At 56.7% G+C, this 26,544-nt stretch carries 18 protein-coding genes; 9 read left to right on the forward strand and 9 right to left on the reverse strand.

Annotated features, from left to right (window positions below; translation table 11 throughout):
• Positions 1 to 96: 96 nt before the first annotated feature.
• Both J1779_RS11665 and J1779_RS11670 read right to left on the reverse strand, forming a co-directional pair.
• A complete protein-coding gene (locus J1779_RS11665; protein ID WP_056781849.1) occupies positions 97 to 1,260 on the reverse strand; it encodes an MFS transporter in 1,164 nt (387 codons plus the stop codon).
• A 202-nt stretch (positions 1,261 to 1,462) separates the two neighbouring features.
• Complete coding sequence (locus J1779_RS11670; protein WP_217203837.1) at positions 1,463 to 2,398, reverse strand: LysR family transcriptional regulator; 936 nt, start codon at positions 2,396 to 2,398, stop codon at positions 1,463 to 1,465.
• Positions 2,399 to 2,513: 115 nt separating this feature from the next.
• Here J1779_RS11670 and J1779_RS11675 point away from each other — a divergent pair, with 115 nt between their 5' ends.
• Positions 2,514 to 3,380, forward strand: a complete 867-nt coding sequence (locus J1779_RS11675) for an MBL fold metallo-hydrolase (protein ID WP_122097021.1) — start codon at positions 2,514 to 2,516, stop codon at positions 3,378 to 3,380.
• 176 nt (positions 3,381 to 3,556) lie between these two features.
• On the opposite strand, the gene J1779_RS11680 is transcribed toward J1779_RS11675, so the two are convergent.
• Positions 3,557 to 4,273: a tetratricopeptide repeat protein gene (locus J1779_RS11680; protein ID WP_056781864.1), complete on the reverse strand. Its 717-nt coding sequence runs from the start codon at positions 4,271 to 4,273 to the stop codon at positions 3,557 to 3,559.
• A 130-nt stretch (positions 4,274 to 4,403) separates the two neighbouring features.
• Here J1779_RS11680 and J1779_RS11685 point away from each other — a divergent pair, with 130 nt between their 5' ends.
• Both J1779_RS11685 and J1779_RS11690 read left to right on the forward strand, forming a co-directional pair.
• Positions 4,404 to 6,158 (forward strand): ABC transporter ATP-binding protein/permease, encoded by a 1,755-nt coding sequence (locus J1779_RS11685; protein WP_217203838.1) that lies wholly within the window; start codon positions 4,404 to 4,406, stop codon positions 6,156 to 6,158.
• Positions 6,159 to 6,337: 179 nt separating this feature from the next.
• Complete coding sequence (locus tag J1779_RS11690) at positions 6,338 to 7,078, forward strand: GntR family transcriptional regulator (RefSeq protein WP_056781868.1); 741 nt, start codon at positions 6,338 to 6,340, stop codon at positions 7,076 to 7,078.
• Here the strand turns inward: J1779_RS11690 and J1779_RS11695 are convergent.
• Positions 7,075 to 8,676 carry a PTS transporter subunit EIIC gene (locus J1779_RS11695; protein ID WP_217203839.1) on the reverse strand — a complete coding sequence of 534 codons (1,602 nt, stop codon included), beginning with the start codon at positions 8,674 to 8,676 and terminating at the stop codon, positions 7,075 to 7,077. The genes J1779_RS11690 and J1779_RS11695 overlap by 4 nt on opposite strands.
• Positions 8,677 to 9,032: 356 nt before the next feature.
• Here J1779_RS11695 and J1779_RS11700 point away from each other — a divergent pair, with 356 nt between their 5' ends.
• Both J1779_RS11700 and J1779_RS11705 read left to right on the forward strand, forming a co-directional pair.
• Positions 9,033 to 10,943, forward strand: a complete 1,911-nt coding sequence (locus J1779_RS11700) for an NAD(P)-binding protein (RefSeq protein ID WP_217203840.1) — start codon at positions 9,033 to 9,035, stop codon at positions 10,941 to 10,943.
• A complete protein-coding gene (locus tag J1779_RS11705) occupies positions 10,940 to 12,118 on the forward strand; it encodes a cytochrome c (RefSeq protein ID WP_217203841.1) in 1,179 nt (392 codons plus the stop codon). Before J1779_RS11700 ends, J1779_RS11705 begins: the two co-directional genes overlap by 4 nt.
• Before the next feature lie 188 nt (positions 12,119 to 12,306).
• Here J1779_RS11705 and J1779_RS11710 read toward each other — a convergent pair whose 3' ends face one another.
• From J1779_RS11710 to J1779_RS11725, 4 genes are all read right to left on the reverse strand, one after another.
• Positions 12,307 to 13,689 (reverse strand): efflux transporter outer membrane subunit, encoded by a 1,383-nt coding sequence (locus tag J1779_RS11710; protein WP_217203870.1) that lies wholly within the window; start codon positions 13,687 to 13,689, stop codon positions 12,307 to 12,309.
• A 70-nt stretch (positions 13,690 to 13,759) separates the two neighbouring features.
• A complete protein-coding gene (locus tag J1779_RS11715; RefSeq protein ID WP_056781883.1) occupies positions 13,760 to 16,885 on the reverse strand; it encodes an efflux RND transporter permease subunit in 3,126 nt (1,041 codons plus the stop codon).
• Complete coding sequence (locus J1779_RS11720) at positions 16,885 to 20,091, reverse strand: efflux RND transporter permease subunit (RefSeq protein WP_217203842.1); 3,207 nt, start codon at positions 20,089 to 20,091, stop codon at positions 16,885 to 16,887. The genes J1779_RS11715 and J1779_RS11720 overlap by 1 nt, the downstream gene beginning before the upstream one ends.
• The gene (locus tag J1779_RS11725; protein ID WP_136377505.1) at positions 20,088 to 21,380 is read right to left on the reverse strand and encodes an MdtA/MuxA family multidrug efflux RND transporter periplasmic adaptor subunit; all 1,293 of its coding nucleotides are present in this window, start codon (positions 21,378 to 21,380) and stop codon (positions 20,088 to 20,090) included. Before J1779_RS11725 ends, J1779_RS11720 begins: the two co-directional genes overlap by 4 nt.
• Positions 21,381 to 21,612: 232 nt before the next feature.
• On the opposite strand from J1779_RS11725, the gene J1779_RS11730 reads away from it, so the two are divergent.
• From J1779_RS11730 to J1779_RS11745, 4 genes are all read left to right on the forward strand, one after another.
• Complete coding sequence (locus J1779_RS11730) at positions 21,613 to 21,768, forward strand: hypothetical protein (RefSeq protein WP_156362058.1); 156 nt, start codon at positions 21,613 to 21,615, stop codon at positions 21,766 to 21,768.
• A gap of 84 nt (positions 21,769 to 21,852) precedes the next feature.
• Positions 21,853 to 22,671 carry a gamma-glutamyl-gamma-aminobutyrate hydrolase family protein gene (locus tag J1779_RS11735; protein ID WP_122097027.1) on the forward strand — a complete coding sequence of 273 codons (819 nt, stop codon included), beginning with the start codon at positions 21,853 to 21,855 and terminating at the stop codon, positions 22,669 to 22,671.
• A complete protein-coding gene (locus J1779_RS11740; RefSeq protein WP_217203843.1) occupies positions 22,668 to 23,207 on the forward strand; it encodes a M15 family metallopeptidase in 540 nt (179 codons plus the stop codon). The genes J1779_RS11735 and J1779_RS11740 overlap by 4 nt, the downstream gene beginning before the upstream one ends.
• Before the next feature lie 188 nt (positions 23,208 to 23,395).
• A complete protein-coding gene (locus J1779_RS11745; protein WP_056781892.1) occupies positions 23,396 to 24,580 on the forward strand; it encodes a sugar transporter in 1,185 nt (394 codons plus the stop codon).
• A 62-nt stretch (positions 24,581 to 24,642) separates the two neighbouring features.
• Here the strand turns inward: J1779_RS11745 and J1779_RS11750 are convergent, their stop codons facing one another.
• Positions 24,643 to 26,472 carry a methyl-accepting chemotaxis protein gene (locus J1779_RS11750; protein WP_217203844.1) on the reverse strand — a complete coding sequence of 610 codons (1,830 nt, stop codon included), beginning with the start codon at positions 26,470 to 26,472 and terminating at the stop codon, positions 24,643 to 24,645.
• Between the last annotated feature and the right edge of the window lie 72 nt (positions 26,473 to 26,544).

The following is a 26,544-nucleotide window of genomic DNA, read 5'->3' on the forward strand; positions in this document are numbered from 1 at the left end:
AGCCACTGACCGGTCAAAGCAGAAATAAAAAAGGCCACGCAGGCGTCATTGTGCGTGGCCTTTCCACTCGTCATTGGCTGATATTCGTTTGCTGAATTACGCCGCTGCTTTCACCGCTTTCTTCGCCGCACGACGGAAAGTGATCACGCACAGCACGAAGCCGATTGCGCCCAGTCCACCCGCCGCCAGAGGCACGGTGCTCAGCCCCATTCCGCGTTCAATGACCGCACCGCCAACCCACGCCCCCAGCGCGTTTCCGACGTTAAACGCCGCAATGTTCAGCGTGGAAACCAGATTCGGCGCGTTTTTGCCGTACGTCACCACGTTAACCTGCAACGCAGGCACCGCAGCAAAGTTCACCATCGCCCAGATAAACAGCGTAATTTCCGCCGCCACCAGATGAACGCTGGTGAAGCTGAACAGCACGGAGAACACCGCGATCAGCAGGAAAGTGGTGGTCAGCGAAACACCCAGACGCCAGTCCGCCAGGCGCCCGCCCACCACGTTACCGATGGTCAGACCGAGGCCGATCAGCAGCAGCGTCCAGCTGACGCCGTGCTCAGAGACGCCGGTAATTTCAGTCAGGATCGGCGCGATATAGGTAAACAGCGCGAACATTGCCGCCGCAAAGAAAATGGTGATCGACAGCGACAGCCATAACCCCAGGCTGCCCAGCGCACGGATTTCCTTACGCAGATCGGTCGGTTCTTCTTCTTTCTTATCCGGCAGATTTTTATACAGCGCGAACAGTGACGCCACGCCAATCACCGCGACGACCCAGAACGTTGAGCGCCAGCCGAACACTTGTCCGAGGGCGGTACCGAGCGGAACGCCCAGCACGTTAGCCAGCGTCAGGCCGGTGAACATCAGCGCAACGGCCGAAGCACGGCGGTTAGGCGCGACCAGACTGGCTGCCACCACGGCACCAATCCCGAAGAATGCGCCATGACACAGCGCCGTGATCACACGCGCCAGCATCAGGAAACCGTAGCTGTAGGACAGCGCGCACATCACGTTGCCAATAATAAAGATGCTCATCAGCAACAGCAGGGTGTTCTTACGCGGCAGTTTTGCAGTCAGCACGGCCATGATTGGCGCGCCTATGGCAACGCCCAGCGCATATCCACTGATCAGCCAACCGGCAGAAGGAATACTGACATGCAGATCACCCGCCACATTGGGGAGCAGCCCCATAATGACGAATTCAGTGGTACCGATGGCAAACGCGCTGAGCGCCAGTGCCAGGAGTGCGACAGGCATAAAAACTCCGGAAATTTTTTAGTGATGAGTAAAGGCGCCGGTATGACACCGGACTGGCTTAAATACCACGTTGATCACACTTTTGACCAGACGCAGTCTGTGCCCTTACTGCCTGAAAAATGGCCGGAACCCTGATTAATCTTTACATAACAATACATTGCAGATAATGCACGGGCAGCGAAAAAGGAACCGATTCCAGCATTTATCTTCCCTGGCTGGCTCCGTTTTTTTCATCGGTCAGCGACAGCCAGCGCGGATGGCCTTTAAACCACTCCACCAGAAAATCGAGCAGCGCACGCAACGCGGAGGGCATTTGCCTGCGTGAGGTGTAAATGGCATAAATCCCCATTTCCTGCGGCTGCCATTCCGGCAGCAGTAACACCAGCTGGCCAGCGGCGATAAGCGGTGCCGCCGAGTAATAAGGCTGCATCACGATGCCCGCCCCTTCCACCGCGCCGGTCAGCAGCACCAGCGATTCATTGGCGCTCAGATTGCCGCTGACCGGCACCGAGATTTTTTCCCCCTGATGCTCAAACTGCCACAGACTTTTGCCAAACCAGGTGTAGGTCAGGCAATTGTGAACCGCCAGATCCTGCGGATGCTGCGGTGTGCCCTGCGCGGCCAGATACGCCGGAGACGCGCACACCACCGACGGACAGAGCGCCAGTGGCCGGGCGATCAGATTGGGATCGAGATCGTTGGTGATACGCAGTGCCAGATCGATACGATCTTCGACCAGATTGATCGCCCGGCTTTCCAGCTGAAGATCGATGCTCACCTGCGGATGCCGGCGTAAAAATTCGCTGACCGCAATCACCACCGCCCCTTGCCCGAAAGACTGCGAACAACTCAGGCGTAGCAAACCGCGCAGCGCTTCATTGCCGGTATCGGCCACGCTGCCCATTTCCGCCGCCACCGACAGCATCTTCCGGCAGCGCGCCAGCGTGTTTTCCCCTGCATCGGTCAGGCTGAGTTTACGGGTGGAACGGTGCAGCAGGCGCGCCCCCGACCACTTCTCCATTTCCGAAAGATAGCGGGTCACCATCGCCCGCGACATATTCAGCGATTCGGCAGCACTGACCATGCTCCCGCGTTCCACGATGGCAACAAACACTTGTGCAGCGGTAATTCTGTCCATGATTCGTCCGGTTTATGCAACAAACAGTTGCACATTATCCGGTTTTTCCCGCGGATTATGCAACGTACAGTAGATACTTACTGAATGTGATTATTTACGTCTCTGAGGAAAACCCATGCAACTGAAACATCTGACGCTGATCGCCGCCCTTATCGGCAGCTCCCTTTCCGCTCACGCCGCCAGCGCGCTGAAAATGGACGTGTACAACCCTGGTGAAAAAAGTATTTTCCCGGTGTCGTCTGAAATCATCACCGGCGAAAAAGACGCGGTGTTGATCGACGCCCAGTTCCAGCGCAATGACGCAGAGAAGCTGGTAGAGATGATCAAAGCCACCGGCAAAACACTGACCACCGTGTATATCAGCCAGTCCGATCCGGATTTCTACTTCGGGCTGGACGTGATCCATGCGGCGTTCCCGCAGGCCAAAATCATCGCCACGCAGGCGACCATCGATCAGATCAACGCCAGCAAAGACGGCAAAGTCGCTTTCTGGGGGCCGCAGCTTAAAGAAAACGCGCCAAAATCTGTCGTGGTTCCCGAGCCGCTGAAAGGCACTACGTTTGAACTGGAAGGCCATAAATTTGAAGTTCAGGGCGTGGACAAAGAACGGACGTTTGTCTGGATCCCTTCGCTGAAAGCAGTGGTTGGCGGCGTACTGGTGAATGGTGACAACATGCACATCTGGACGGCGGATACCCAGACGGCGAAATCCCGTAAGCAGTGGGTGGAAGCCCTCGATGAAATCGCCGCCCTGAAGCCGCAAATCGTCGTGCCGGGGCATTTCCTGCCAGGCGCAGCGCACACCGTGGAAGCCGTGAAATTTACCCGCGATTACCTGCTGACGCTGGAAAAGGAATTACCTAAAGCCAAAGATTCTGCCGCGCTTATCGCTGCGATGAAAAAACATTATCCACAGCTGAAAGATGATTCGTCATTACAGCTGAGTGCGAAAGTATTGAAAGGTGAAATGAAGTGGCCTTAATATCTATAAACATTGAATAATTAATATCCCCTGTTCTTCAAAAGCGATCCTGAAGATAACCGCTTCGGTCCCTATGTGGTGGACCCTCAGGCATAGCAAAGAGGCGATTTGCTCCTCCCCTGCAAAGGGGAGGCGTTAAAAAAGCGCCTCAGATCTGCCCGTACACCTTCTCAGATCTACGGCGTCACCCGCACAAACTCTCCTTCGGCCCGGACGTTATGGCCGAAACCGCAATCCCCGGTGGTATGCAGTTTGACGTTTTCTTGCCCGAACGCCATATCGACATCGCAATTGCCGTCGCCGGCGGCCGCATCGTCGGTTTCATGATAAACCGCGTGATTATCCTTAATGGCAGTGACCACGGAGAATTCACCGATATTCGGGCCGTAGTACAACGACATCTGCCCCATGTACTGGCCGGAGAAATCGATTCTGAACTGTGCTTCTTCCGCTTTTACGTCCACCAGATTCCAGCTGCCATAACCGGCATATTGCCAGTATTCGCCCGCCGCGCTTTCAGGTTGCGGCAGCGCATCCAGTTTGGGCTGAATCTGACTGAGGTTGTACTGTGATTTTTTGTCAGCGGGCGCCAGCATCAGCCAGGCTTTGGCTTTGCGATAATTCCCCTGCCGGATATAGGTCAGCGCAATATTGTTATACGCCGTCGCAATCTGATCCTGCGGCTTCTGGCAGAACTCGCTCCAGGCGACCTGATTGCGGAAAATGTCCCGCGCTTTCGCGAATTCACCCTGCTGATACGCGACTTTCCCGGCAGAGGCGTAAATCCCCGCCTTCACGCAATCAGCATTAATGTCCGGTTCATCAATCTGAGCAAGCGCCTGAACGCTGGTAAAACATCCTGCCACCAGCAGAAAATTCACTGCGACTTTCATCAAACATCCTTCTACTTTTGTGGTCTACAGAGCTTCGTGCTGGAAAAACATCCTTACAAGTGCTTTATTGCCCTATCGCGCTAAGGCACTCATTCTGGGATGATTAGGCTTCACAACATATCGAACATACATGGCAATTATGACTAAAAAACCTGGGAAATCGGCGCAATGGGGCGCCGTCTGGCAGTTGATTAAGCCGTACTGGCGCTCAGAAGAAAAGTGGCGTGCCTGGGGCATGTTAACCACTATCATCATTCTTTCACTTGCAGGCGTTTACATCAGCGTTCAGTTCAACGAATGGAACCGCGTGTTTTATGACGCCCTGCAAAACAGAAACTATCCGGTTTTCAAAGCCCAGCTGTTTAAATTCACCTGGCTTGCGTTACTCAGTATCGTCATTGCGGTCTACCGGATCTATCTGACGCAAGGCCTGCAAATGAACTGGCGGCGCTGGATGACCGAAGAGTATATGGATAAGTGGCTGGCCAATCACGCCTATTATTACACGGAGTACCAGCATCAGGTGGATAACCCCGATCAGCGTATTTCAGATGATCTGAATGCCCTGACCAGCGGCACCCTTTCTCTGGTCCTCGGGTTGTTGTCGAGCGTTGTGACGTTGTTCTCTTTCGTCTTTATTCTTTGGTCCATCAGTGGCACGCTCCACTTTGCCATCGCCTCGCATGAATTCACCATTCCTGGCTACATGGTCTGGTTTGCGATTTTGTATGCAGCCGTCGGTTCCGCCCTCATCTGGTATGTGGGTAAACCTCTGGTGCGTTTAGGCTTTAATCAGGAATGGTTTGAGGCAAACTTCCGTTTCGGGCTGATCCGTATTCGCGAAAACAGTGACGCTATCGCGCTGTATCACGGCGAAAAAAATGAACACGATCAGCTCACCGGCAAATTTGATTCGATCAAAACCAACTGGTGGTCGATCATGCGCGTAACCCGTCGCCTGAACATTGCCTCCAATTTCTATGCCCAGTTTGCCAACATCTTCCCGATTCTGGTGGCATCGCCGCGCTATTTCTCCGGTGCGATCCAGATGGGTGCGCTGATGCAGATTGCCTCCGCGTTCGGCCAGGTTCAGGACGCCTTATCCTGGTTCATCAACGCCTTTGACAACCTGGCGAGCTGGAAAGCCACGGTAAACCGTCTTGCCGGTTTCAACGCAGCGATTGATCAGGTGAATGCCCAGCCGCGCGGGATCAAGGTCGGTGAAAGCACGCAACATGCGCTGCAACTCGACAATCTGACGCTGAATCTGCCGGATGGCAATCCGCTGTTCTGCAACGTTTCTGCCGCAATGCAACCCGGTGAACGCGTGCTGATTGCCGGGCCGTCCGGCTGCGGTAAATCGACACTGCTTCGCGCCATCGCCGGTATCTGGCCTTACGGTTCCGGCAATATTGCGCTGGCGCAGGGCAAGCGTTATCTGTTCCTGCCGCAGCGCAGTTATATTCCGATTGGGACGCTGAGGGATGCGCTGAGTTATCCGGATGCCAGCCGCGAATATTCGGATGAGCGTCTGCAACAGGTCCTCACGCAGTGCCGCCTGCCGCATCTGGCCACGGTCGATCATCTTGATGATTATGCTAACTGGAGCCAGCGCCTGTCGCCGGGTGAGCAACAGCGTCTTTCGTTTACCCGCGCCCTGCTGATCAAACCGGATACGCTGTTCCTTGATGAAGCCACCAGCGCGATGGATGAAGAAACCGAACATCAGGTTTACGCCTTGCTGCTGAGCGAACTGCCGGAAACCTCGGTGGTCAGCGTCGCGCACCGCAATACGGTCGCGAAATATCATCAGCACTGCTGGCGGTTTAAAAAACAGGAAAACGGTCCGTGCGGATTCACGTCCAGCGCCCTGTTACCTGAATAATTGATCCGTCACGCCTGACGTCTCAAGGTATCTGAACGCATAAAGGTTGCTGATAACAGCAACCTTTTTTTGCTTTCATAACCCCGTTTAGCGCACAAAACCAGCAACGCGGTTTGTTCAAATGTATACCCCGCTATACAATTATTATTACCAACTTTTCTTACGTGTCCGGGGGTTTGATGAAAATTGATAAGAATTCGTTCACGCCGCTTTATTTGCAAATTGAGCAGCAACTGACCGAAAAAATCAGCGCAGGCGATATCAAACCTGGTGACCCGATCCCGACGGAAGCCGCGCTGTGTGAGATCTACGGCGTGTCGCGAATGACGGCGCGTAAAGCGGTGGATTATCTGGTGCGTCAGGGAAGAGTGGCGCGTTTTCGCGGGCGCGGCACCTTTGTGGTCGAGCCGCCACAACAGCAGAAAATCATTCTGCCCCTCGACCGGCATCTCACCGCCAGCGAAGTGGCGCAGGAAAATAACCAACAGATTGAAAATCAGGTGCTGGAATTTCGCCGCATTCCCGCAAGCGAAGAGGTGGCCCGCGAGCTGAACGTGCCTTCAGGCACCGACGTGTATTTCATGATCCGTCTGCGCCTGCTGGGGGACGAACCCTTTGTGTATGAGCAGTGCTGGATGCTGTGCGACCGCTTCCCGGACATCACCCGTGCCGCCATGACCTCGTCGAAATATGCCTATATCCGCTCGAAAGGCTTTCAGCCTTCAGGCAGCACCAAGCATATTTCCGCCGAATTGCCCTCCAACGAGATCCGCCTCGCGCTGAACCTGTCACGTGATCAGCCCGTCCTGCACTCGCACGCCGTGGTGTCCTTCACCGACGGCTCACTGTTTGAAGTCTCCGACGTGTACTACAACCAGAAAAACTACAGCTTCAGCGTCCATGCCAAAGTCAAAATTTAAGCGATGCCGGACAGCTCGGCTTTCACCAGATTCGCGACCTGTTCGACCTGCGGCCCGTAAATCACATGTATGTCGGTATCGGTGATCCGCTTCACCCCTGCCGCACCGGTTTTCATCAATGTGCCATCCTGTACCTGCGACATATCCTTCACTTTCACCCGCAAACGGGTGAAACAGCAATCGACCGCGGTAATATTCCCTTCACCGCCCAGCCCGATAATAATGTTTTTGGTTTTTTCACCTGTGCCCTGAGCCGGTTTCGCCCGTTCCTCCGCGTCGTTTTCATCTTCACGCCCCGGCGTTTTCACCTGCATCCGTAAGATGACCCAACGGAAGCTGAAGTAATAAAGCGGCGCATAGATCATCCCGAGGATCAGCGGATACCACCAGTGGGTCCGGCTGCCGCCGAGCACGCCGAAGATCAGAAAATCGATCGCCCCGCCCTGTACGTTACCAATCATCACATGCAGCATTTGCATCAGCACGAATGACAGGCCGGTCAGCACCGCGTGCAGGACATACAGCACCGGCGAGACGAAAATAAAACAGAATTCCAGCGGTTCGGTGATGCCGGTGGTAAACGACGCCAGTCCGCCTGCCAGCATCAGCGCTTTCACCCGGCCTTTATGTTCCGGGCGGGCGCAGTGATACATCGCCAGCGCTGCTGCCGGTAACCCGAACATCATCACCGGAATTTTGCCCTGCGCCAGGAACCGCGTCGCCTGCTGCGTGACCGCGTCAGAAATCATCCCCGGATTTGCCAGCGCGGCGTTGAAGATATTCAGCGCACCGACGATGCTTTGATTATCCACCGTGGTCACCCCGCCGATCGGCGTAAAGCGCACGGTTTCGTTGATGATGTGATGGAGGCCGGTCGGGATCAGCAAGCGTTCAGAGGTGGCATAGATAAAGGTGCCGGCTTCGCCGGTACGCCCGATGAGCTCCCCAACCCACTGGATCCCTTGCGCTATCGTCGGCCAGATAAGCGACATCAGCACACCGACGATCGGCAGCACCAGAATAGTGACGATCGGCACAAAACGTCGTCCGCCGAAGAAGGCGATCGCCGTCGGCAACACGATGGTATAAAAGCGGTTATGCAGCCACATGGTGATTAAGCCGACCAGCACCCCGCCCAGCACGCTCATGTTGTAAGTAAAAATCCCCAGCGTGTTGGTGAATTCGGCAGCGTAGATCATTGCATCGGTTTCTGTCATTCCTCTGGCGGTCAGCTTCGCGATGCTGATAGTTTCCGGTGTGATATTTTGCGCCAGCAGACTGTAATTAACCCCCACGTGCAACCCGACAAAGCCGATCACTGCGGAAAAGGCCGCCGTGGCCTTCTCTGCATTGGCCAGTCCCATCGCGGTTGCGACGGCAAAGAACAGCGGCAGGTTTGCAAACAGCGCCCCCGATACCTGCCGGATAAACCCGATCACCAGCTGCAATGTTTTCATCTGGGTGAAAGTTTCACCGGTCACCGACGGGTTCTGCAACGCCGCGGCCAGCCCGAGAAAAATCCCGGCGGCGGCGATCACCGAGATAGGCGTCATCAGGGCTTTACCCAGATCGTGGATCTTGCTGCCAAGTTTCATCATCTGTATCCCCTCTGTTCACTGGCGAAAAAATGCGCTTTCATTGAGTTAAGTCATAGAATGTATAGTTGTATAGACATAGAGGCCAGCTTTATGAAAGGGATCACAGTTTTACGGGGAGAGGACAACGGTTGTAAATCTGTTTGTTATTTAAGAAGGCTCGCCGGAGCTGCTCTTATGAGTCCCCCGTCTGCCTTTGTGCTCGTCAAAATCTCATCCTGATTATTTTGCGCCCGCCGTCACTCTTCGTAAGTCGCTCTTTATGTTAAAATTGTTAAAACATTGAGACATTTTTAAGCGCATGACCTTTGCCGCGCGGCTTCCGTGCGGGTTGATGAAGTACATTTTAAGGAAACAATATGGGTATCACTCGTCGTGATTTTTTAAACGGTGTGGCGATCACAGTCACTGCCGGAATGACTCCGTTTGAGGCGCTGAAGGCGTCGCCGCAAACGGCGGCTCAGACGTTGTATTACCCGCCTTCCCTGACCGGGTTACGCGGAAATCATCAGGGTTCTTACGAGGCGGCGCACATTCTTGGGCGCGAAGGCAAAAAGGTCGATCCGTCCAGTTTACCGGTGGAAGATGAATTCGATCTGGTCGTCGTCGGTGCCGGGATCAGCGGTCTGGCGGCCGCCTGTTTCTGGCAGGAAAAACACGGAAAGCAGCAGCGTATTTTGTTGCTGGATAACCATGATGATTTTGGCGGGCACGCCAAGCGTAATGAATTCCATGTTGAAGACAAAACCCTGCTCGGCTATGGCGGCAGTGAATCCTTCCAGTCGCCACGCACCAATTTCAGCCCGGTGGCGATGGGTCTGCTGAAAACGCTCAATGTCGATATTGAAACCATGGCGAAAGACTTCGACACCACGTTTTACCCGGATCTGCATCTCAGCCGTGGCGTGTACTTTGACCGTAAAAACTTCGGCGTCGACAAAATTGTCAGCGGTGACCCTGGCCGGGCGGTGGCCGATGACATTCCGCCAGATCGCCTCAACGGGCGCGATATCCGCGATTTCATCAGCGATTTTCCGCTGCCCGAATCCGACCGTGCGGCCCTGATCGCCCTGCATACCGACCCCAAAGATTATCTGCAGGGGATGAGTCAGGAAGAGAAAGTCGCGTGGGTGGACGGCCACAGCTACACGCAGTTCCTGCACGAGAAAGTCGGGCTGAGCGAAATGGCGATCCGCTATTTTCAACAGCGCACCAATGATTTTCAGGCGGTGGGCATTGATGCCACCTCGTGCAGTGATGCCCGCATCTGCGCCCTGCCGGGGCTGGAAAATATGGGATTGCCGCCGCTGGATGCCGAATCGCTGGAAGATCTCGATCAGCCGTACATTTTCCATTTCCCGGACGGTAACGCCGGGTTAGCGCGCCTGATGGTCCGTCATCTGATCCCACAGGTCGCGCCGGGCAATACCATGGAAGATATCGTGCTGGCGAAATTCGATTACAGCCAGCTGGATCGCGACGGGCAACCGGTGCGCCTGCGTCTGAACAGCACCGGTATGCACGTCGCCAACGTTGAGCATGAAGGCAAACCGGCGGTGGACGTGACCTACATGACCGGCTCGCAGCTGCACCGCGTCCGTGCCGGTCAGGCGGTGATGGCCGGGTACAATATGATGATCCCGTATCTGGTCCCGGAAATTGCCGACGCGCAAAAAGCCGCGCTGAAAGAGAATGTTAAAGCGCCGCTGGTGTACACCAAAGTGGTGATCCGCAACTGGCAGCCGTTTATCAAACTGGGCGTCCACGAAATTTACTCCCCCGGCGCGCCATACAGCCGCGTGAAGCTCGATTACCCGGTGGACATGGGCGGATATCAGCATCCGCGCGATCCGAATCAGCCCATTGGCCTGCACATGGTGTATGTGCCCACTCTGCCCGGCAGCGGCCTCAGCCCGCGCGAGCAGTCACGCAAAGGTCGTGCGTTGTTACTCGGCACCTCCTTCGACGCGCACGAAAAAATGATCCGCGATCAGTTACAGGGCATGTTGGGTGAAGCCGGTTTTGACCATCAGCGCGACATCATGGCGATCACCGTTAACCGCTGGTCGCACGGCTATTCCTACTTCCTCAGCGGAATGTTCGATGACGAAGAACAGTCGCAGAAAACCATCCAGCTCGCCCGTCAGCCGGTCGGGCGTATCACCATTGCCAACTCAGATTCCGACTGGAGCCCGTACGCCAACTCGGCGGTGGACCAGGCGTGGCGCGCAGTGAACGAACTGACGGCGATGAAAAAGGTGAATGCATGAAACAGCTGATGATTTTCGCCACGCTGATGGCAACGGCGGGCTCTGCCATGGCGATGTCCGAGGGAGAATATGTTGCTAAATCAGCCGATTGCGCGGCCTGCCACACCTCGTCACAGGGCGCAGATCTCGCCGGTGGCGTGCGTTTCGCGACGCCGCTGGGAGAGATTTACTCAACCAATATCACCCCGGATGTGAAAAATGGCATCGGCGGCTACAGCTTTGAAGCGTTCGACAAAGCGATGCGCGAGGGGATTGCCAATGACGGTCACCCGCTGTACCCGGCAATGCCGTACACCTCTTACGTCAAAATGAGCGACAAGGATATGCGCGCGCTGTATGACTACCTGATGAAAGAGGTGAAGCCGCAGGCGGTTGCCAATCGCGATAACGACATCAGCTGGCCGATGTCGATCCGCTGGCCGCTACACGTATGGAACAGCATTTTTCTGGAGGAAGGCGAATATAAACCTCAGGCCGATCAGAGCGCGCAATGGAACCGGGGCGCGTATCTGGTACAGGGCGCCGGACACTGCGGAGCCTGTCACACGCCGCGCGGCTGGGCGCAGCAGGAAAAAGCCGTCGATCAGCAGAGCACCGCGTTTCTCAGCGGCGGCGAACTGGATGGCTGGTCCGCCCCTTCATTGCGCGGCCTGAAGATCAGCCAGCCGGAGCTGGTGACCTTGCTGAAAACCGGTCGCAACGCGCATGACGCCGTCAGCGGGCCGATGGGCGAGGTGATCACCAACAGCACACAGTTTATGACGGAGGAAGATCTCAACAGCATGGCGGTGTATTTGCTGAGCCTGAAGTCAGATGCGCAGGAGAAACCGGGGAAACTGGCGGCAGTCACTTCCGGCGGGCAGCAGACGTTTATGCGTTATTGCTCGACCTGTCACGGCGTGAAGGGCGACGGGAATGCCTCTGCTATTCCGGCGCTGGCGGGCAATCTGACGGTAAACGCTGATAATCCGCAAACCCTGCTGCGTGTGATTTTGAACGGCGGCCAGACGCCGGTTACCGCCGCGCACATGTCCAACACCATGCCAGGCTACGGCTGGACGCTGACCGACCAGCAGACCGCAGAGTTAACCAACACCCTGCGCGCCAGCTGGGGAAATCAGGCCCGCGAAGTGACCGCCGGTGATGTGGCTAAGGCGCGAAAAGCTGGGAAGTAACTGGAAAAGCTCCTTCCTTCTGAAGGAAGGAGCTTTTTAGCGCATTCGTCTATCTGTTTTTCATCCACACAGGTTACGCTTATTCATTGTCATGCCCACATCACCGTTTTCCGGGTCTTTAATAAGAGAACGTCTCTGCTCAGAAACCTGATAAATCAGCCTGTGATGCAGAGATCATTCAAACGCTCCTATTTCCCCACATCCCCGTTCCATCCACCGCCCAGGGCGGCGATCAGCTTCACGCTGGTGACCATCTGCGTGCTGACCAGTGATAAAACGCTTTGCTGCTGAGTCAGGCTGGTGTTTTCGGTGCTGGCGACGTCGAGATAATCGATCATCCCGGCTTCATACTGGTTGTAGGTGACGCGGGCGGATTCTTTGGCGGAATCGGCGGCGTTCTGGCGGGCAATCAGTTCGTTATCCAGCGTATGCAGTTCCACCAGATAATCTTCCACTTCCTGCATCGCGGTTAACACACTCTGGCGATAACCGGCCACGTCGGCGTCATACGCGGCTTCGGCCTGGGCAACTTTGCCACGGGTGGAACCGAAATCCAGCACGGTCTGGCTCAGTTCAGGGCCCAAAGACCAGACGCGGTTTGGCAGGGAGAACAGGTTGTGGAACGCGGAGCTGGCAAACCCGCCGCTGGCGCTTAACGTCAGATCCGGGTAATACGCGGCGGTGGCGACACCGACCGCGGCATTGGACGAGGCCATGGTGCGCTCGGCGGCGGCAATATCCGGGCGGCGTTGCAACAGTTGCGAAGGCAGCGCATCAGGCACCTGCGGCAGCGTCAGTTTGACGTCGCGCGCGGCGAGGCTGAACTGCGCAGGCGGTTTTCCGATCAGCACGGCGATGGCGTGTTCCAGCTGGGCACGTTGCCATTGCAGGTCGAGCGCCGAGGCTTTGGTACTTTCCAGCTGCGTTTGCGCCTGTGCCAGCGTGGCCCGTGAGGTGTTGCCACCGGCATATTGATTCTCAATCACCGTCAGGTAACGCTGATAGGCGTCGATGCTGCGCTGGTACAGCGCGATTTGCTGATCCATCACGCGCAGCTGGAAGTAATCCTGCGCCAGTTCGGACTGCGCGCTGAGCGTGGCATCGGCCAGATCGGCCTTGCTGGCCTGCGCGCTGGCATCCTGTTCTTCCGCTGAGCGGCGCAGCTTGCCCCACAAATCCAGTTCCCAGCTGGCACTCAGTTCTGCCGACTGTTTTTTGGTGACGGACGAAGAGGTCCCGCTGCGCGTGCTGCCTGCGCTGGCGTCTACCGACGGATAGAGATCTGAACGCGCCTGGGTGACTAACGCCTGCGCCTGACGGTACTGCGCAGCGTACTGCGCCACGTTCTGGTTGGAAATCTGCACCTGACTCAGTAATGACGACAGCTCAGGATCCTGATAGACCGTCCACCAGTCGCCTTTGCTCTGGTTATCTTTCGGGATCGCCGCCGTCCAGCCTTTGGCTTCTTTAAACGCCGTGGGCATCGCAACGTCTGGCCGCTGGTAATCCGGCCCGACGGTACAGGCGCTGACAAGTATCGCCAGCGCCAGTGGAACAAGACGGAACGCCATAGAACGTGGTTTTTGCAGAGTCATCAGATTCGCTTCAGGGTTATTCGTTTTAACGTTAAGGGAGTGATGTTCAGTCATGTGAACGGGCCTCCGGCGGCGTTGTGTGCGGGCGCAGGCGGGCCCATAAACGGTGCGTGGCGCGACTGGCGCGATCCATATACAGATAGACCACCGGCGTGGTGAATAACGTCAGGATCTGGCTCAGTGCCAGCCCGCCCGCGATCGCCAGCCCCAGCGGGCTGCGCAGATCGGCATCACCGCCGCTGCCGAGCGCCAGTGGCAGCGCCCCGAAGAACGCGGCCAGCGTGGTCATCAGGATCGGGCGAAAACGCATCAGACAGGCCTGAGTGATCGCCTGCTGCGGCGTGAGGCCGAGCCGTCGTTCGGCGTCGAGGGCAAAGTCGATCATCATGATCGCATTCTTCTTCACAATGCCGATCAACAGCAGGATCCCGATCAGGGCGATCACCGTCAGTTGCGTGCCGGTCATCAGCATCAGCAGCAGCGCCCCCAGCCCGGCAGACGGCAGCGTGGAGAGAATGGTCAGCGGGTGAATATAGCTTTCATACAGCACGCCGAGCACGATATACACGGCGGCCAGCGCGGCGAGGATCAGCCACGGCATCGATTTACTCAGGGCTTCAAATGCCTGCGCGGTACCGGCATAACTGCCCTGAATGGTGTCCGGTAAACCGATTTTCGCCATCGCGGTTTTCAGCGCGGCCTGTGCCTGTTCCAGCGCGTAACCATCGGCCAGATTGAAGGCGATGGTGGTGGTCGCCGTTTGCCCCTGATGCGCCACCGACAGCGGCGCGTTGGCACCGCTGAAAGAGGTAAACGCCGAAAGCGGGATCTGCTTACCGGCATCGGTCACCACATACAGCTGATTAAGCACATCGGGATTGCCGGTGTAATCCGAGGTCAGATTCATCACCACGTGATACTGGTTCAGCGTTTTGTAGATCGTCGCGATCTGCCGCTGGCTGAAGGCATTATTGAGCAGCGTGTCGATCATTTTAACGTTCACGCCGAGCTGCGTGGCGCGATCGCGATCGATGTTAAGCATCACTTCCTGCCCGCCGGTCTGCGAATCGGAATCCACGCCGGTCAGCTCCGGTAAAGCGGCCAGCGCGGCTTTCACTTTCGGCGCCCACTCGCGCAACAGGGAAAGATCGTCCGCCTGTAAGCTGTACTGATATTGGGCATTCGCGCTGCGCCCGCCGATATGCAAATCCTGTGCAGCCATCAGGAACAGCTGCGAGCCCGGCACTTTGGCCGTCGCCATCATCAGACGGTTGGCGACCTGATTGGCGTTGGCGGTGCGTTTGTCGAAATCCTTCAGGCGCACGAAGAAAGTCGCGGTATTGCGCGATCCAAATCCGCCGCTGCCCGCCGAGCTCATCACCGCCTCGACCGCCGGATCGTCCTGAATGATCTTGCTGTATTTCAGCACCTGCGGCTGGATCGACTGGAACGACGTGTTCTGATCCGCACGCAGCATCCCCATCAGCATGCCGGTGTCCTGATCCGGGAAGAAGCCCTTTTCCACCACGGTGTAGAGATAAAAGTTGAGCAGCACGGTCAGGAACAGCCCGACCAGCGTGATCAGCTGATGGCGCATTATCCAGCCGAGCGCTGCCGAATAGGCAGCCAGCAAGTTATTCAGCCCGCGTTCGATCATGCGGTAAATACGTGGCTGACGTTTTTCCACCGGCGGTTTACGTTTCAGGAAACGTGCGCACAGCATAGGCGTCAGGCTGAGCGACACCAGCATGGAGATAATCAGCGACACGCTGAGCGTCACCGCGAATTCGCGGAACAGACGCCCGACGATGCTGCCCATCAGCAGGATCGGAATAAAGACGGCGATAAGCGACAGCGTCATCGACAGCACGGTGAAACTGACTTCCTGCGCGCCTTTGATCGCCGCACGCACCGGCCCCATGCCTTCTTCGATGTGCCGCGTGATGTTTTCGAGTACCACGATGGCGTCATCGACCACAAAACCGGTGGCGATAATCAGCGCCATCAGCGAGAGGTTATCCAGGCTGTAGCCGAGCAAATACATCACCGCGCAGGTGCCGATCAACGAAACCGGCAGCGCCAGCGCGGGGATCAACACCGCGCGCCAGTTACGCAGGAACACAAACACCACCGCGATCACCAGCAGCGTGGCTTCCAGCAGGGTCATTTCAGTATCACGCAAAGAGGCCGACACGTTCGGCGAGCGGTCGAGCGCCAGGTTGAGCTGCACATCGCCCGGCAGACTTTCTTTCATCAGCGGCAGTGCCGCTTTAATCGCCTCGATGGTTTCCAGCATGTTGGCGCCAGCCTGACGGGTCACACCAATCATCACCGACGGCGTGCTGTTGTAATAGCCGACGTTGTATTTGTCTTCCACCGAATCGTAAACGTTGGCCACGTCGCTGAGACGGATCGCCGCCCCGTTGATGTAGGTGATGATCAGCGTTTTATACTGCGCCGCGGTGCTTTGCTGGCCGTTGCCTTCAATCATCCACGACTGGTTCGAGCCTTGCAGTAAGCCCTTGGGCAGGTTACTGGTGCTGTTGGCGATCGCCGAACGGATGGTGTCGAGAGAAATGCCGTAGGAGGTGACGGCTTCCGGGCGTAAATCAATGCGCACGCCCGGCAATGCGGAGCCGACCAGAGAAACCTGCCCGACGCCGTTCACCTGCGCGATTTTCTGTTGCAGCTGGCTGGAAGCGATGTCATAGAGTTCGCCTTTGCTGCGGGTAGCAGACGTCAGCGCCAGCATGATGATCGGCGCATCCGACGGGTTAGCTTTACGGTAGGTCGGCAGCGACGGCATGCTGCTTGGCAGCAGCGCACGGGACGCGTTGATCGCTGCCTGCACGTCGCGCGCCGCGCCGTTGATGTCGCGATCTAAATCGAATTGCAGGATGACGCTGGTGGAGCTTTGCGAGCTGCGCGAGGTCATTTCGCTCACCCCGGCGATTTGCCCGAGCGCCCTTTCCAGCGGCGTGGCGACGGTTGCCGCCATGGTTTCAGGGCTGGCCCCCGGCAGGCTGGCGCTGACCAGAATGGTCGGGAAATCCACCTGCGGCAGCGGTGCGACCGGCAGCAAACGGTAACCGAGCAAACCGAGCAGCAGGACAGCCAGCGTCAGAAGCAGGGTCGCCACCGGACGCAAAATGAAGAAACGCGAGATGTTCATCAGTGCTCCGTCCGCTGCGCAGCCCGACGGTGGCGCGGATTAAAGCGGTGCGACAGATTATCGAACATCAGATAAATCACCGGCGTGGAGAACAGCGTCAGGATCTGGCTGAAGATCAGCCCCCCGACGATCACCAGCCCCAGCGGCTGGCGCAGTTCAGCGCCGGATCCGCTCGCCAGCATCAGCGGCAATGCACCGAGCAGCGCCGCCATGGTGGTCATCATGATCGGTCTAAAACGCAGTAAACAGGCCTGGTGGATCGCCTCACGCGGCGATAATCCCTGCTTGTTCTCCGCCTCCAGCGCAAAGTCGATCATCATAATGGCGTTCTTTTTCACGATGCCGATCAACAGGATCACCCCGATCAGTGCGATCAGGCTGAACTCCGTCCCGGCAAAGATCAGTGACAGCAGCGCGCCCACCGCCGCTGAAGGCAGCGTGGAGAGAATGGTCACCGGATGAATAAAACTCTCATACAGAATGCCGAGCACCACGTACATGGTCATCAGCGCGGCGAGGATCAGCCACAGCGTATTGCCGGTGGCGCTTTCAAACGAGGCTGCCGCCCCCTGATAGCGCAACGTAATACTGTCTGGCATGGCGATATCCGCCACGGTGGTTTTGATTGCCTGTTGCGCCTGCTCCAGCGAATAGCCGTCATTGAGGTTAAACGACACGGTCACCGCCGGGAACTGATTCAGGCGTGCCTGCAACAGCGCGCCGGTGCGCATGTGGATTTTGGCGATCGACGTCAGTTTGACCATGCCGTTGGTTGAACTGCTGGTGCTGGTGGAGGTGGTTGAACTGCCGGACGCCGTGGTCGTTGAGGACGCGGCGTTGCTGTTGGTGGTCGCCGTGCTTCCCGCCGAGGTGCTGACGTTGCTCGCCAGATAGATGTCATCAAACGAGGCCGGAGACTGCTGGAACTGCGGCGCCACTTCAAGCACCACGCGGTACTGGTTCGCCTGGGTAAAGATGGTAGACACCAGACGCTGGCCGAACGCGTTGTACAACGCGGTATCGACGTCCGACGCGGTGATACCGTAACGGGCGGCGGCATCGCGATCCAGCTCGACGTAGGCGATCTGCCCCTGATTTTGCAGGTTGCTGACCGCGTCGCTGAACTCCGGTTGCTGACTGAGTTTTTCCAGCAGTTTCGGCGTCCATTCCACCAGATTTTCGCTGTCGGAATCATCCAGCGTGAACTGGTACTGGCTCGGCGTCACCTGATCGTCAACCGTCAGATCCTGCGAGGCTTGCAGATACAGATCGATGCCCGGCACACCGGCGGTTTCCTGCCGCAGACGCGCGATAATCGCTGGCGCACGTTCGCTGCGCTGGTCAAAAGATTTCAGGCTGATCTGCAAACGACCACTGTTCAGGCTGGTGTTATTGCCGTCCACGCCAATGGTGGATGCAACGCTTTCCACGTCCGGATCTTTCAAAATGGCGGCAGCGAGCAGTTGCTGACGACGCCCCATTTCACTGAAGGAAACATCCTGCGATGCCTGGGTGATGCCCTGGATCATCCCGGTGTCCTGCGACGGGAAGAAGCCTTTCGGCACAATCACATACAGCAGCGCGGTGAACACCAACGTGGCGGCGGCGACCAGTAACGTGATCCGCTGGTGATTGAGCACCACGATCAGCATCCGGTCATAACCGGCGATCATTTTGTCGAAGAACTCACCGCCTTTACGGTAGAACTTGCTCTGTTTTTCTTCCGGCGTGTGGCGCAGCAAATAGGCGCACAGCATCGGGGTGAGCGTCAGCGAAACGACCATCGACACCAATATCGACACCGCCAGAGTAATGGCAAACTCGCGGAATAAACGCCCGACCACGTCGCCCATAAACAGCAGCGGGATAAGCACGGCGATCAGCGAGAACGTCAGGGAAATAATGGTGAAACCGATTTGCTTCGAGCCTTTCAGCGCCGCCTGCATCGGGGTTTCCCCCTCTTCCAGCCGCCGCGAAATGTTTTCCACCACCACAATGGCGTCATCAATAACAAAGCCGGTGGCGATGGTCAGCGCCATCAGCGAAAGGTTGTTCAGACTGAAACCACACAAATACATCACGCCGAACGTGCCGATAAGCGACAGCGGCACCGCCACGCTTGGGATCAGCGTCGCCGCGACGTTGCGCAGGAACAGGAAAGTGACCATCACCACCAGCGCGATCGACAGCAGCAGCTCGAACTGCACGTCACTTATCGAGGCGCGAATGGTCTGGGTACGGTCTGAGAGAATACTGACTTTGACTGATTCCGGCAGCGCGGCCTGCAACTTCGGCAACTGGGCCTTAATGGCATCCACCACCTGGATCACATTGGCACCCGGCTGGCGCTGAACGCTGATAATGATCGCCGGTTCTTTATTGGCCCACGCCGACAGGTACTGGTTTTCCGGGGCTTCGGACAGCGTGGCGATATCACGTAACCGCAGCGCTGCGCCGTTTTCGTAAGTGACAATCAGGTTGGCGTATTCCGCCGCCGTACGCAGCTGATCGTTGGCATCAATGGTGATCGAGTGATGCGGGCCGTCGAAACCGCCTTTCGATCCGTTGACGTTACTGTTGCCGATCAGCGTGTTAATGGTTTCGAGCGTCAGATTGTGCGCGGCCAGCTTGCGCGGATCGACCTGAACGCGGATCGCAGGCTGATGTCCGCCCGCCAGCGTCACCATGCCGACGCCGGAGATTTGCGACAATTTCAGCGCCACGCGGGTGTTCACCAGATCCTGCACTTTGGTCAGCGGCAGTGATTCGGAGGTCACGGCCAGCGTCAGCACGGCGGCATCCGCCGGGTTAACCTTTTTATAGGTTGGCGGATTCGGTAAATCATTTGGCAGCAGGCTGTCGGCGGCGTTGATCGCGGCCTGCACTTCCTGCTCGGCGACGTCGAGCGACAGATCCAGTGAGAATTTCAGCGTGATGATCGACGAGCCGCTGGCGCTGGTGGAATACATCTGGCTTAAGCCGGCCATCTGCCCGAGCTGACGCTCCAGCGGCGCGGTAATGCCGGACGCCATCACATCCGGGCTGGCGCCCGGATAGAGCGTGGTGACCTGAATGGTCGGGTAATCAACCTGCGGCAGCGCGGAGGTCGAGAGCATGTTGTAGGCAAAAATGCCCGACAACAGCACGGCGACCATCAGCAGAATGGTAGCGACAGGCCGCTGGATAAAGAGGCGTGAAGGATTCATTTCGGCCCGCTGTCTTTACCGGTCGTGGCTTTATCAACGCCTGCGCCCTGTTCACGCGCTTTCGACGAACCGGCGGCGGCGGCGTCTTCGGTATTGGCGGTCACAATTTGCACTTTCGCGCCGTTGGTCAGGCGGTCAATCCCGGTGGTGACCACCTGCTCGCCCGGCTTCACGCCGGATAAAATGGCGACCTGATTGTCACCAAAGTCCGGGCCGGATTTCACAGCGCGCCGTTCGATGGTGTTATCTGCTTTGATCACGTAAACGAAATCGCCGTCGCTGCTCAGTTGCACCGCCGCCGCAGGAACCACCGTGGCGTCTTTGAGCGTGGACACCTGCAGGCGGGCGTTCACAAACTGGTTCGGATACAGTTTTTCATCCGCATTGTTAAACAGCGCTTTCAGCTTAATGCTGCCGGTGCTGGAATCAATTTCGTTACTGATAAATTGCAGTTTGCCCTGATCCAGCACCTCGCTGCCGTCCTGATTGAAGGCCGTGGTCGGCAACTGATTGCCGCCGCGTAAGGCTTTGAGCAGGGTTTGCAGATTGCTCTGCGGCACGCTGAACGTGACGGCAATCGGCTGAGTCTGGGTGATCGTCACAATGCCGGTGGTGGAACTGCTGGTGACCATGTTGCCCGGATCGACCAGACGCAAGCCCACGTGGCCGCTGACCGGCGCGGTGATTTTGGCAAATTCGAGGTTCAGTTTGGCGGCGTCAATTTGCGCCTGATCGGCTTTCATCGCCCCGGCGTACTGCCCGGCGGTGGCAATCTGGCTTTCCAGATCCTGACGGGCTAACGAGTCCTGCGCATAGAGTTTGCGGTAACGCGCCAGCGTCAGCTCGGCACTTCTCGACAGCGCCTGATTTTGCGCCAGCGAGCCCTGATACTGCTCGAGGGTCGCCTGATAGCTGCGCGGATCAATCTGCGCCAGCAACTGCCCCTGCTCCACTTTTTGCCCTTCGGTGAAATACACCTTCATCAGCTGACCATCGACCCGGCTGGTGACCGTCACCGTGGCGTTCGCCACCACCGTACCCAGCGCACGTAAATAGACCGGCACATCCGCCTGGGTGGCTTTTCCCGCCTGCACCGGCGTGTCCATGCCCATCATCATCTGGCCGCGCATGGCGCGCATACCGCCCCGCCCCGCGCCTTTTTTCCCGGCCGAATCAGAGGAGCCCTGATGGAAAGCAAAGAACCAGACCAGGATCGCCGCAACGATGATGGCAATGATAACCCACACAAATGTGCGTTTTTTGGAACGAGATGAGGCAGTCGGCAGCATAAATTTCTTGATTTCGCAGTATTGATGAGGAGAAAACAGCTGAAAAATGACCTTCAACCAGAGTTTTTTATTATTCGTCAAAAAGCCATTATCCCTGAAAAACGCGGTTGGCTGTTTTTAGGACAACGTAAAGATTTTGTGAGTAATTAAGAATGAGTATTTCAATCAACCGGATGAATCATACCTGCTAATTTATCCTTTTGAGGCAGGTAATGTTAAGGACTAAATGAGAATGAATGTTGAAGAAGACGACAGAAAATTATCAGGAACTGTCAGCGAGGGCCGGAATTTTGTCAGGAAAACGCCGGTTTGGCCCAAAAAACACCTCCTCATATCCCCCGAAGGGTTTAAAAAACCAGAGCTAAATCCTGAAAATTGCATCTATTGATAATTTATATTGTTTGAGCTACGCCCCCCTTGATATGGTTAATTTTCTGGTTGTTATTCATCTTCATACTCATGGCTGGAGCTCATGCATACTAAATTTCAATCCAGACCGGTTATCGGTGTCACACTCGACAGCGAGGAAGCCGGTGGTTACGCCGATTTCCCGTGGTACGCCCTGCGCCAGAACTACATGGAGAGTCTGGCAGCGCTGGGCGCAGTGCCGCTGGCCTTGCCACATCACGCCGATCTGGCGGATGAATATCTCGCGCTTTGCGACGGGATTGTCGTCACCGGCGGCGCGTTTGATGTTCCCCCTGAGCTGTTCAACGAACAGCAAACCAGCGATCAGGTGCGCCTGAAACCGGCCCGCACCCGGTTCGAACAAGCTATCGTGAAAGGCGCCATGCAGCGCAATCTGCCCCTTCTGGGCATCTGCGGCGGTCAGCAACTGCTGGCAGTATTAACCGGCGGCACGCTGCATCAGCACATTCCCGACGCACTCCCCGACGCCCTTGAACACAGCACCACCGTGGACACCGAAAATGCCGGTGGCAAAAAGCGCGCCCGTCATCCGGTGCAGATCGCCGAAGGGTCGCTGCTGAGCCGCTGTGTTGAAAGCACGCATTATGAAGTCAACAGCTCGCATCACCAGGCCGTGAAATCCGTCGGGCCAGGCTGCATCGTCAACGCGTACGCGCCGGACGGGGTGATCGAAGGCATTGAATGCGAAGGCTATGATTTCTGTCTCGGCGTGCAGTGGCACCCTGAATATCAGCAACATCAGCAGGATACACAATTGCTGAAGGCGCTGGTGTCGGCGGCCTCGCGCTATAAACACTCCATGCGCAGTTCTGCACGGGCAATGACCGACGCCATGACGCGCAAAGGTAAAGAAGAGGCATGAATCAGGCGGTGCTGAAAGCGCAGACTCTGCAGAGGCTGCGTGACCTGAATATTGACCCGCAGGTGATCGCGCACCGCACGCTGCCCTATTTCGAAGAGGTAAGTGAGCACTTACTGGTGGACGCAGAAATGAATGCGGACACCGGTAAGGTTTACCGCCTGATCGCCCCCGCCGCTCAGGCATGGCGCGCCATGCAACAGCAGGCAGCCGCTGACGGCGTGGGCATTTATCTGGTCTCGGCGTACCGCAGCCTGGCGTATCAGGCAGAGCTGATCCGCGCCAAACAGCAAGCCGGAATACCCCCGCAAGATTTCTTCACGTCTCTGGCACCGCCCGGATGCAGCGAGCATCACACCGGCCGCGCCGTGGACATCAACACGCCCGGCTGCGACGAAGTGACCGGCGTGTTTGGCGAAACCGGCGCGTTTGTCTGGTTACAGGCCAATGCCGCCCGCTTCGGTTTTGTGATGTCCTTCCCGCTGAATAATCCGTGGGGATTCATCTGCGAACCCTGGCACTGGTGCTGGCACCCTTGATGGCGCTGTTTTACGTCGTCAGGTGATCTGCCTCTCACTTTCCGCCATGAAAATTGTCCCTCAAACATTTATCTGTTAGGCCAGTTTTCTGTTCCATTTTTAGAACAAATAAAACACACTATGCGTTCAAAAGGCTTCCTGTTGCAGAGAGCCTGGTCTTTACACCTTCTAATAAGTTATCAATTTCAATGCAATCAGATACCGTTTCGCGCAGGACAGCATGGCTTCGCGTTGTGATGCTGGCGATCGCCGCCTTTATCTTCAATACCACCGAATTTGTGCCGGTCGGATTACTTTCCGACATCGCCGCCAGTTTCAATATGAAGACGGCGCAGGTCGGCCTGATGCTCACCATCTACGCCTGGGTGGTGGCGCTGATGTCGCTGCCGCTGATGCTGCTGACCCGGCAGGTTGAGCGTAAACGCTTGCTGATCTTTATATTTAGCCTGTTTATCGTCAGCCACGTGTTATCGGTGGTGGCCTGGGATTTCTGGAGCCTCGTCGCCTCCCGCGTCGGTATCGCCCTTTCCCACGCGATTTTCTGGTCGATTACCGCCTCGCTGGCCATTCGCGTCGCCCCTCCGGGTAAAAAAACCCAGGCGCTCAGTATGTTAGCCACCGGTACGGCGCTGGCGATGGTGCTGGGCTTGCCGCTCGGGCGCATCATTGGTCAGTATCTCGGCTGGCGCACCACCTTTATGAGCATCGGCGTGGTTGCGCTGCTGACGCTGATTTGCCTGATCAAACTGCTGCCACCGCTGCCAAGCGAACATACCGGTTCACTGAAAAGTGTGCCGATGCTGTTCCGCCGCCCGGCGCTGGTCGGCATGTATGTTCTGACTGCATTGATAGTGACCGCTCACTACACGGCCTACAGTTATATCGAACCGTTTATTCAGACCGTCGCCAATATGGGTGAAAACTTCACCACCTTCCTGCTGCTGATTTTTGGTGGCGCGGGTATCTTTGGCAGCATCATTTTCAGCATGTTCGGCAACCGCTTCCCGGCAGCGATGCTCAGCGGCCCGATCCTGATGGTGACGCTCAGTATGTTGCTGCTGTTTGTAGCGGTGATGAACCCGATCAGCATTTCTGTGCTGTGCGTGGTGTGGGGGCTGGCCATGATGATTATCGGCCTGGCCTTGCAGGTGCGCGTACTGGCGCTGGCGTCCGACGCCACCGACGTGTCGATGTCCCTGCTGTCGGGTATCTACAATATCGGCATCGGCGCGGGCGCGCTGTTAGGCAATCAGGTGAGTTTGCATCTGGAAATGAGCAACGTCGGTTACGCCGGTGGCGTGCTGGGATGTATCGCGTTTGTCTGGTGCCTGACGATTTTCCGGCGCTATCCGCAGTTAAAAACGACCAGCTGATCGCCCGCCGTTGAAGTAAAAATGCTCACTGTGCCGCCCTGGCGCAGTGAGCATCACAGTGATTACTCAGTGACAAAACGTGAAACGGAACCCGCCAGGCTTTGCGCCTGATCGCGTAAGGCATTGGCTGCGGCAGAAGACTCTTCCACCAGCGCGGCGTTTTGCTGAGTCACGTTGTCCATTTCGACAATCGCTTCCCCCACCTGCGAAATACCCCGGTTCTGTTCATCCGACGCCTGAGCAATTTCATTCAGGATTTCAGTGACATTGCCGACAGACGTCACGATGTCATGCATGGTGGCACCGGCCTGCTCGACCAGCTCAGACCCGGCGCTGATGCGCTCGACGGATTCGCCAATCAGTTCATCAATCTCTTTCGCCGCCTGTGCGCTGCGCTGCGCGAGGCTTCTCACTTCGCTGGCAACCACCGCAAAACCCCGCCCCTGTTCACCGGCACGCGCCGCTTCTACCGCGGCGTTCAGCGCCAGAATGTTGGTCTGGAAGGCAATGCTGTTGATAACCGTGGTGATCTCCGCAATCTTGCCGGAACTGGCGGTGATCTCATTCATGGTTTTCACCACATGATTAACCAGTTTGCCGCCCTTGTTCGCCGTTTCAGACGTGGCGCGCGCCAGCTGGCTGGAGTGATGAATATTGTCGACGTTCTGCTTCACCGTGGCGGTTAACTGCTCCATGCTGGCCGCCGTTTCTTCCAGCGCCGCAGCCTGCTCTTCGGTACGCGCAGACAAATCATTATTTCCCGCCGCGATTTCGGCCGAAGCATGGCTGACCTGCGACACACCGCTGCGAATATCCCCGATAATGCGGCGAAGATCGTCGTTCATCTCGCCCACCGCCTGCATCAGCTCACCCAGCTCATCGCGGCGCGATGTATGCAGATCCGCTCTGAGATCGCCACGGGCAATCTGCTGAGCCACGCGTAATGTCGCGGACAACGGCGTGGTGATCTGACGGGTGATGATGAACGCGGTAGCCATGCTCAGCAAAATGGCAGCCACAGTGATCAGCGACATCCATAAAATTGCCTGATTGATATCTGAATGCGTGGCTTTCAGCTCTTCCTGAAACAGCGAACTGCTCGCCGTCGTCAGCACCGCGCCCGATTTCGCCAGCTCTTTGGTCGCCTGCTCTTCTGCAAGATACGACGCCAGATACGCCTGCGCGCTTTCCTGTTTACCGGTCACTGAACGCTCAACCTCGGTCAGTGCATTCACGTCTGCCGCGCTGAGTTGCGGTTTGATGGCGTCCATAAGTTGAATCGATTCAGCGATGAATCCGACTAATGCCTGCTGAGCCTCTTCGGTATTTTGCAACTCAAGCAGTTTAACGCGTACGGCCACCCCGGTGAGGTGTTTACTGATTTCATTCAGCGCATTGGCGGTGCCCACGGTGGCAGGATCCTGAGTGTAAGACTGCGCCAGACGCGTGACGTCAGCTTCTTCTCGGGTCAGCACCAGCGCGCCGACAATGCTTTCACGCTTGCGGGTTTCGCTGACCGTTTCCGCACGCTTTTCGCGATAACCCTGCATCGCGCCCGGCAACGTTTGCAGCATCTGCAACTGTTCGCCACGCCACGGGTAGGTCTGCAAACTGGCGATCTTTCCGTCTACCTGTTTTAAGCTCTCTTCATTGGCGGCGATAAACTTTTCGTCATGTGTTTTGACGTACTGCATCCGCGCATCTCTTGCCAGAGCAAACTGATCGGTAATGGCTTTCAGCTGGCTGATTTTCTCCGCACGAACGGAGATATCATTAAGGTTTTTAATGCCACACACCGCTACCGCGACGCTGAGCAACAAAACAAGCCCGAAACCCAGTGCGAGTTTCTTCCCTACCCGGACGTTTTCAAAACTAATTAATAACCTTCTCATAACAAATGACTCTCCATTATTGTTTAAATATGCAGGTGTTACGCAATGCCTTTGCGTTATCGGCAGGAAAGG

Source organism: Rahnella rivi, assembly GCF_019049655.1.
Taxonomy (GTDB): domain Bacteria; phylum Pseudomonadota; class Gammaproteobacteria; order Enterobacterales; family Enterobacteriaceae; genus Rahnella; species Rahnella rivi.

What these genes read in the sequence shown, in the direction of transcription:
- J1779_RS11710 (WP_217203870.1), bottom strand. Translation starts at nt 13,689, where the DNA reads ATGGCGTTCCGTCTTGTTCCACTGGCGCTGGCGATACTTGTCAGCGCC.
- J1779_RS11715 (WP_056781883.1), bottom strand. Translation starts at nt 16,885, where the DNA reads ATGAACATCTCGCGTTTCTTCATTTTGCGTCCGGTGGCGACCCTGCTT.
- J1779_RS11675 (WP_122097021.1), top strand. Translation starts at nt 2,514, where the DNA reads ATGCAACTGAAACATCTGACGCTGATCGCCGCCCTTATCGGCAGCTCC.
- J1779_RS11700 (WP_217203840.1), top strand. Translation starts at nt 9,033, where the DNA reads ATGGGTATCACTCGTCGTGATTTTTTAAACGGTGTGGCGATCACAGTC.
- J1779_RS11705 (WP_217203841.1), top strand. Translation starts at nt 10,940, where the DNA reads ATGAAACAGCTGATGATTTTCGCCACGCTGATGGCAACGGCGGGCTCT.
- J1779_RS11685 (WP_217203838.1), top strand. Translation starts at nt 4,404, where the DNA reads ATGGCAATTATGACTAAAAAACCTGGGAAATCGGCGCAATGGGGCGCC.
- J1779_RS11725 (WP_136377505.1), bottom strand. Translation starts at nt 21,380, where the DNA reads ATGCTGCCGACTGCCTCATCTCGTTCCAAAAAACGCACATTTGTGTGG.
- J1779_RS11670 (WP_217203837.1), bottom strand. Translation starts at nt 2,398, where the DNA reads ATGGACAGAATTACCGCTGCACAAGTGTTTGTTGCCATCGTGGAACGC.
- J1779_RS11750 (WP_217203844.1), bottom strand. Translation starts at nt 26,472, where the DNA reads ATGAGAAGGTTATTAATTAGTTTTGAAAACGTCCGGGTAGGGAAGAAA.
- J1779_RS11680 (WP_056781864.1), bottom strand. Translation starts at nt 4,273, where the DNA reads ATGAAAGTCGCAGTGAATTTTCTGCTGGTGGCAGGATGTTTTACCAGC.
- J1779_RS11690 (WP_056781868.1), top strand. Translation starts at nt 6,338, where the DNA reads ATGAAAATTGATAAGAATTCGTTCACGCCGCTTTATTTGCAAATTGAG.
- J1779_RS11745 (WP_056781892.1), top strand. Translation starts at nt 23,396, where the DNA reads ATGCAATCAGATACCGTTTCGCGCAGGACAGCATGGCTTCGCGTTGTG.
- J1779_RS11740 (WP_217203843.1), top strand. Translation starts at nt 22,668, where the DNA reads ATGAATCAGGCGGTGCTGAAAGCGCAGACTCTGCAGAGGCTGCGTGAC.
- J1779_RS11665 (WP_056781849.1), bottom strand. Translation starts at nt 1,260, where the DNA reads ATGCCTGTCGCACTCCTGGCACTGGCGCTCAGCGCGTTTGCCATCGGT.
- J1779_RS11735 (WP_122097027.1), top strand. Translation starts at nt 21,853, where the DNA reads ATGCATACTAAATTTCAATCCAGACCGGTTATCGGTGTCACACTCGAC.
- J1779_RS11730 (WP_156362058.1), top strand. Translation starts at nt 21,613, where the DNA reads ATGAATGTTGAAGAAGACGACAGAAAATTATCAGGAACTGTCAGCGAG.
- J1779_RS11695 (WP_217203839.1), bottom strand. Translation starts at nt 8,676, where the DNA reads ATGATGAAACTTGGCAGCAAGATCCACGATCTGGGTAAAGCCCTGATG.
- J1779_RS11720 (WP_217203842.1), bottom strand. Translation starts at nt 20,091, where the DNA reads ATGAATCCTTCACGCCTCTTTATCCAGCGGCCTGTCGCTACCATTCTG.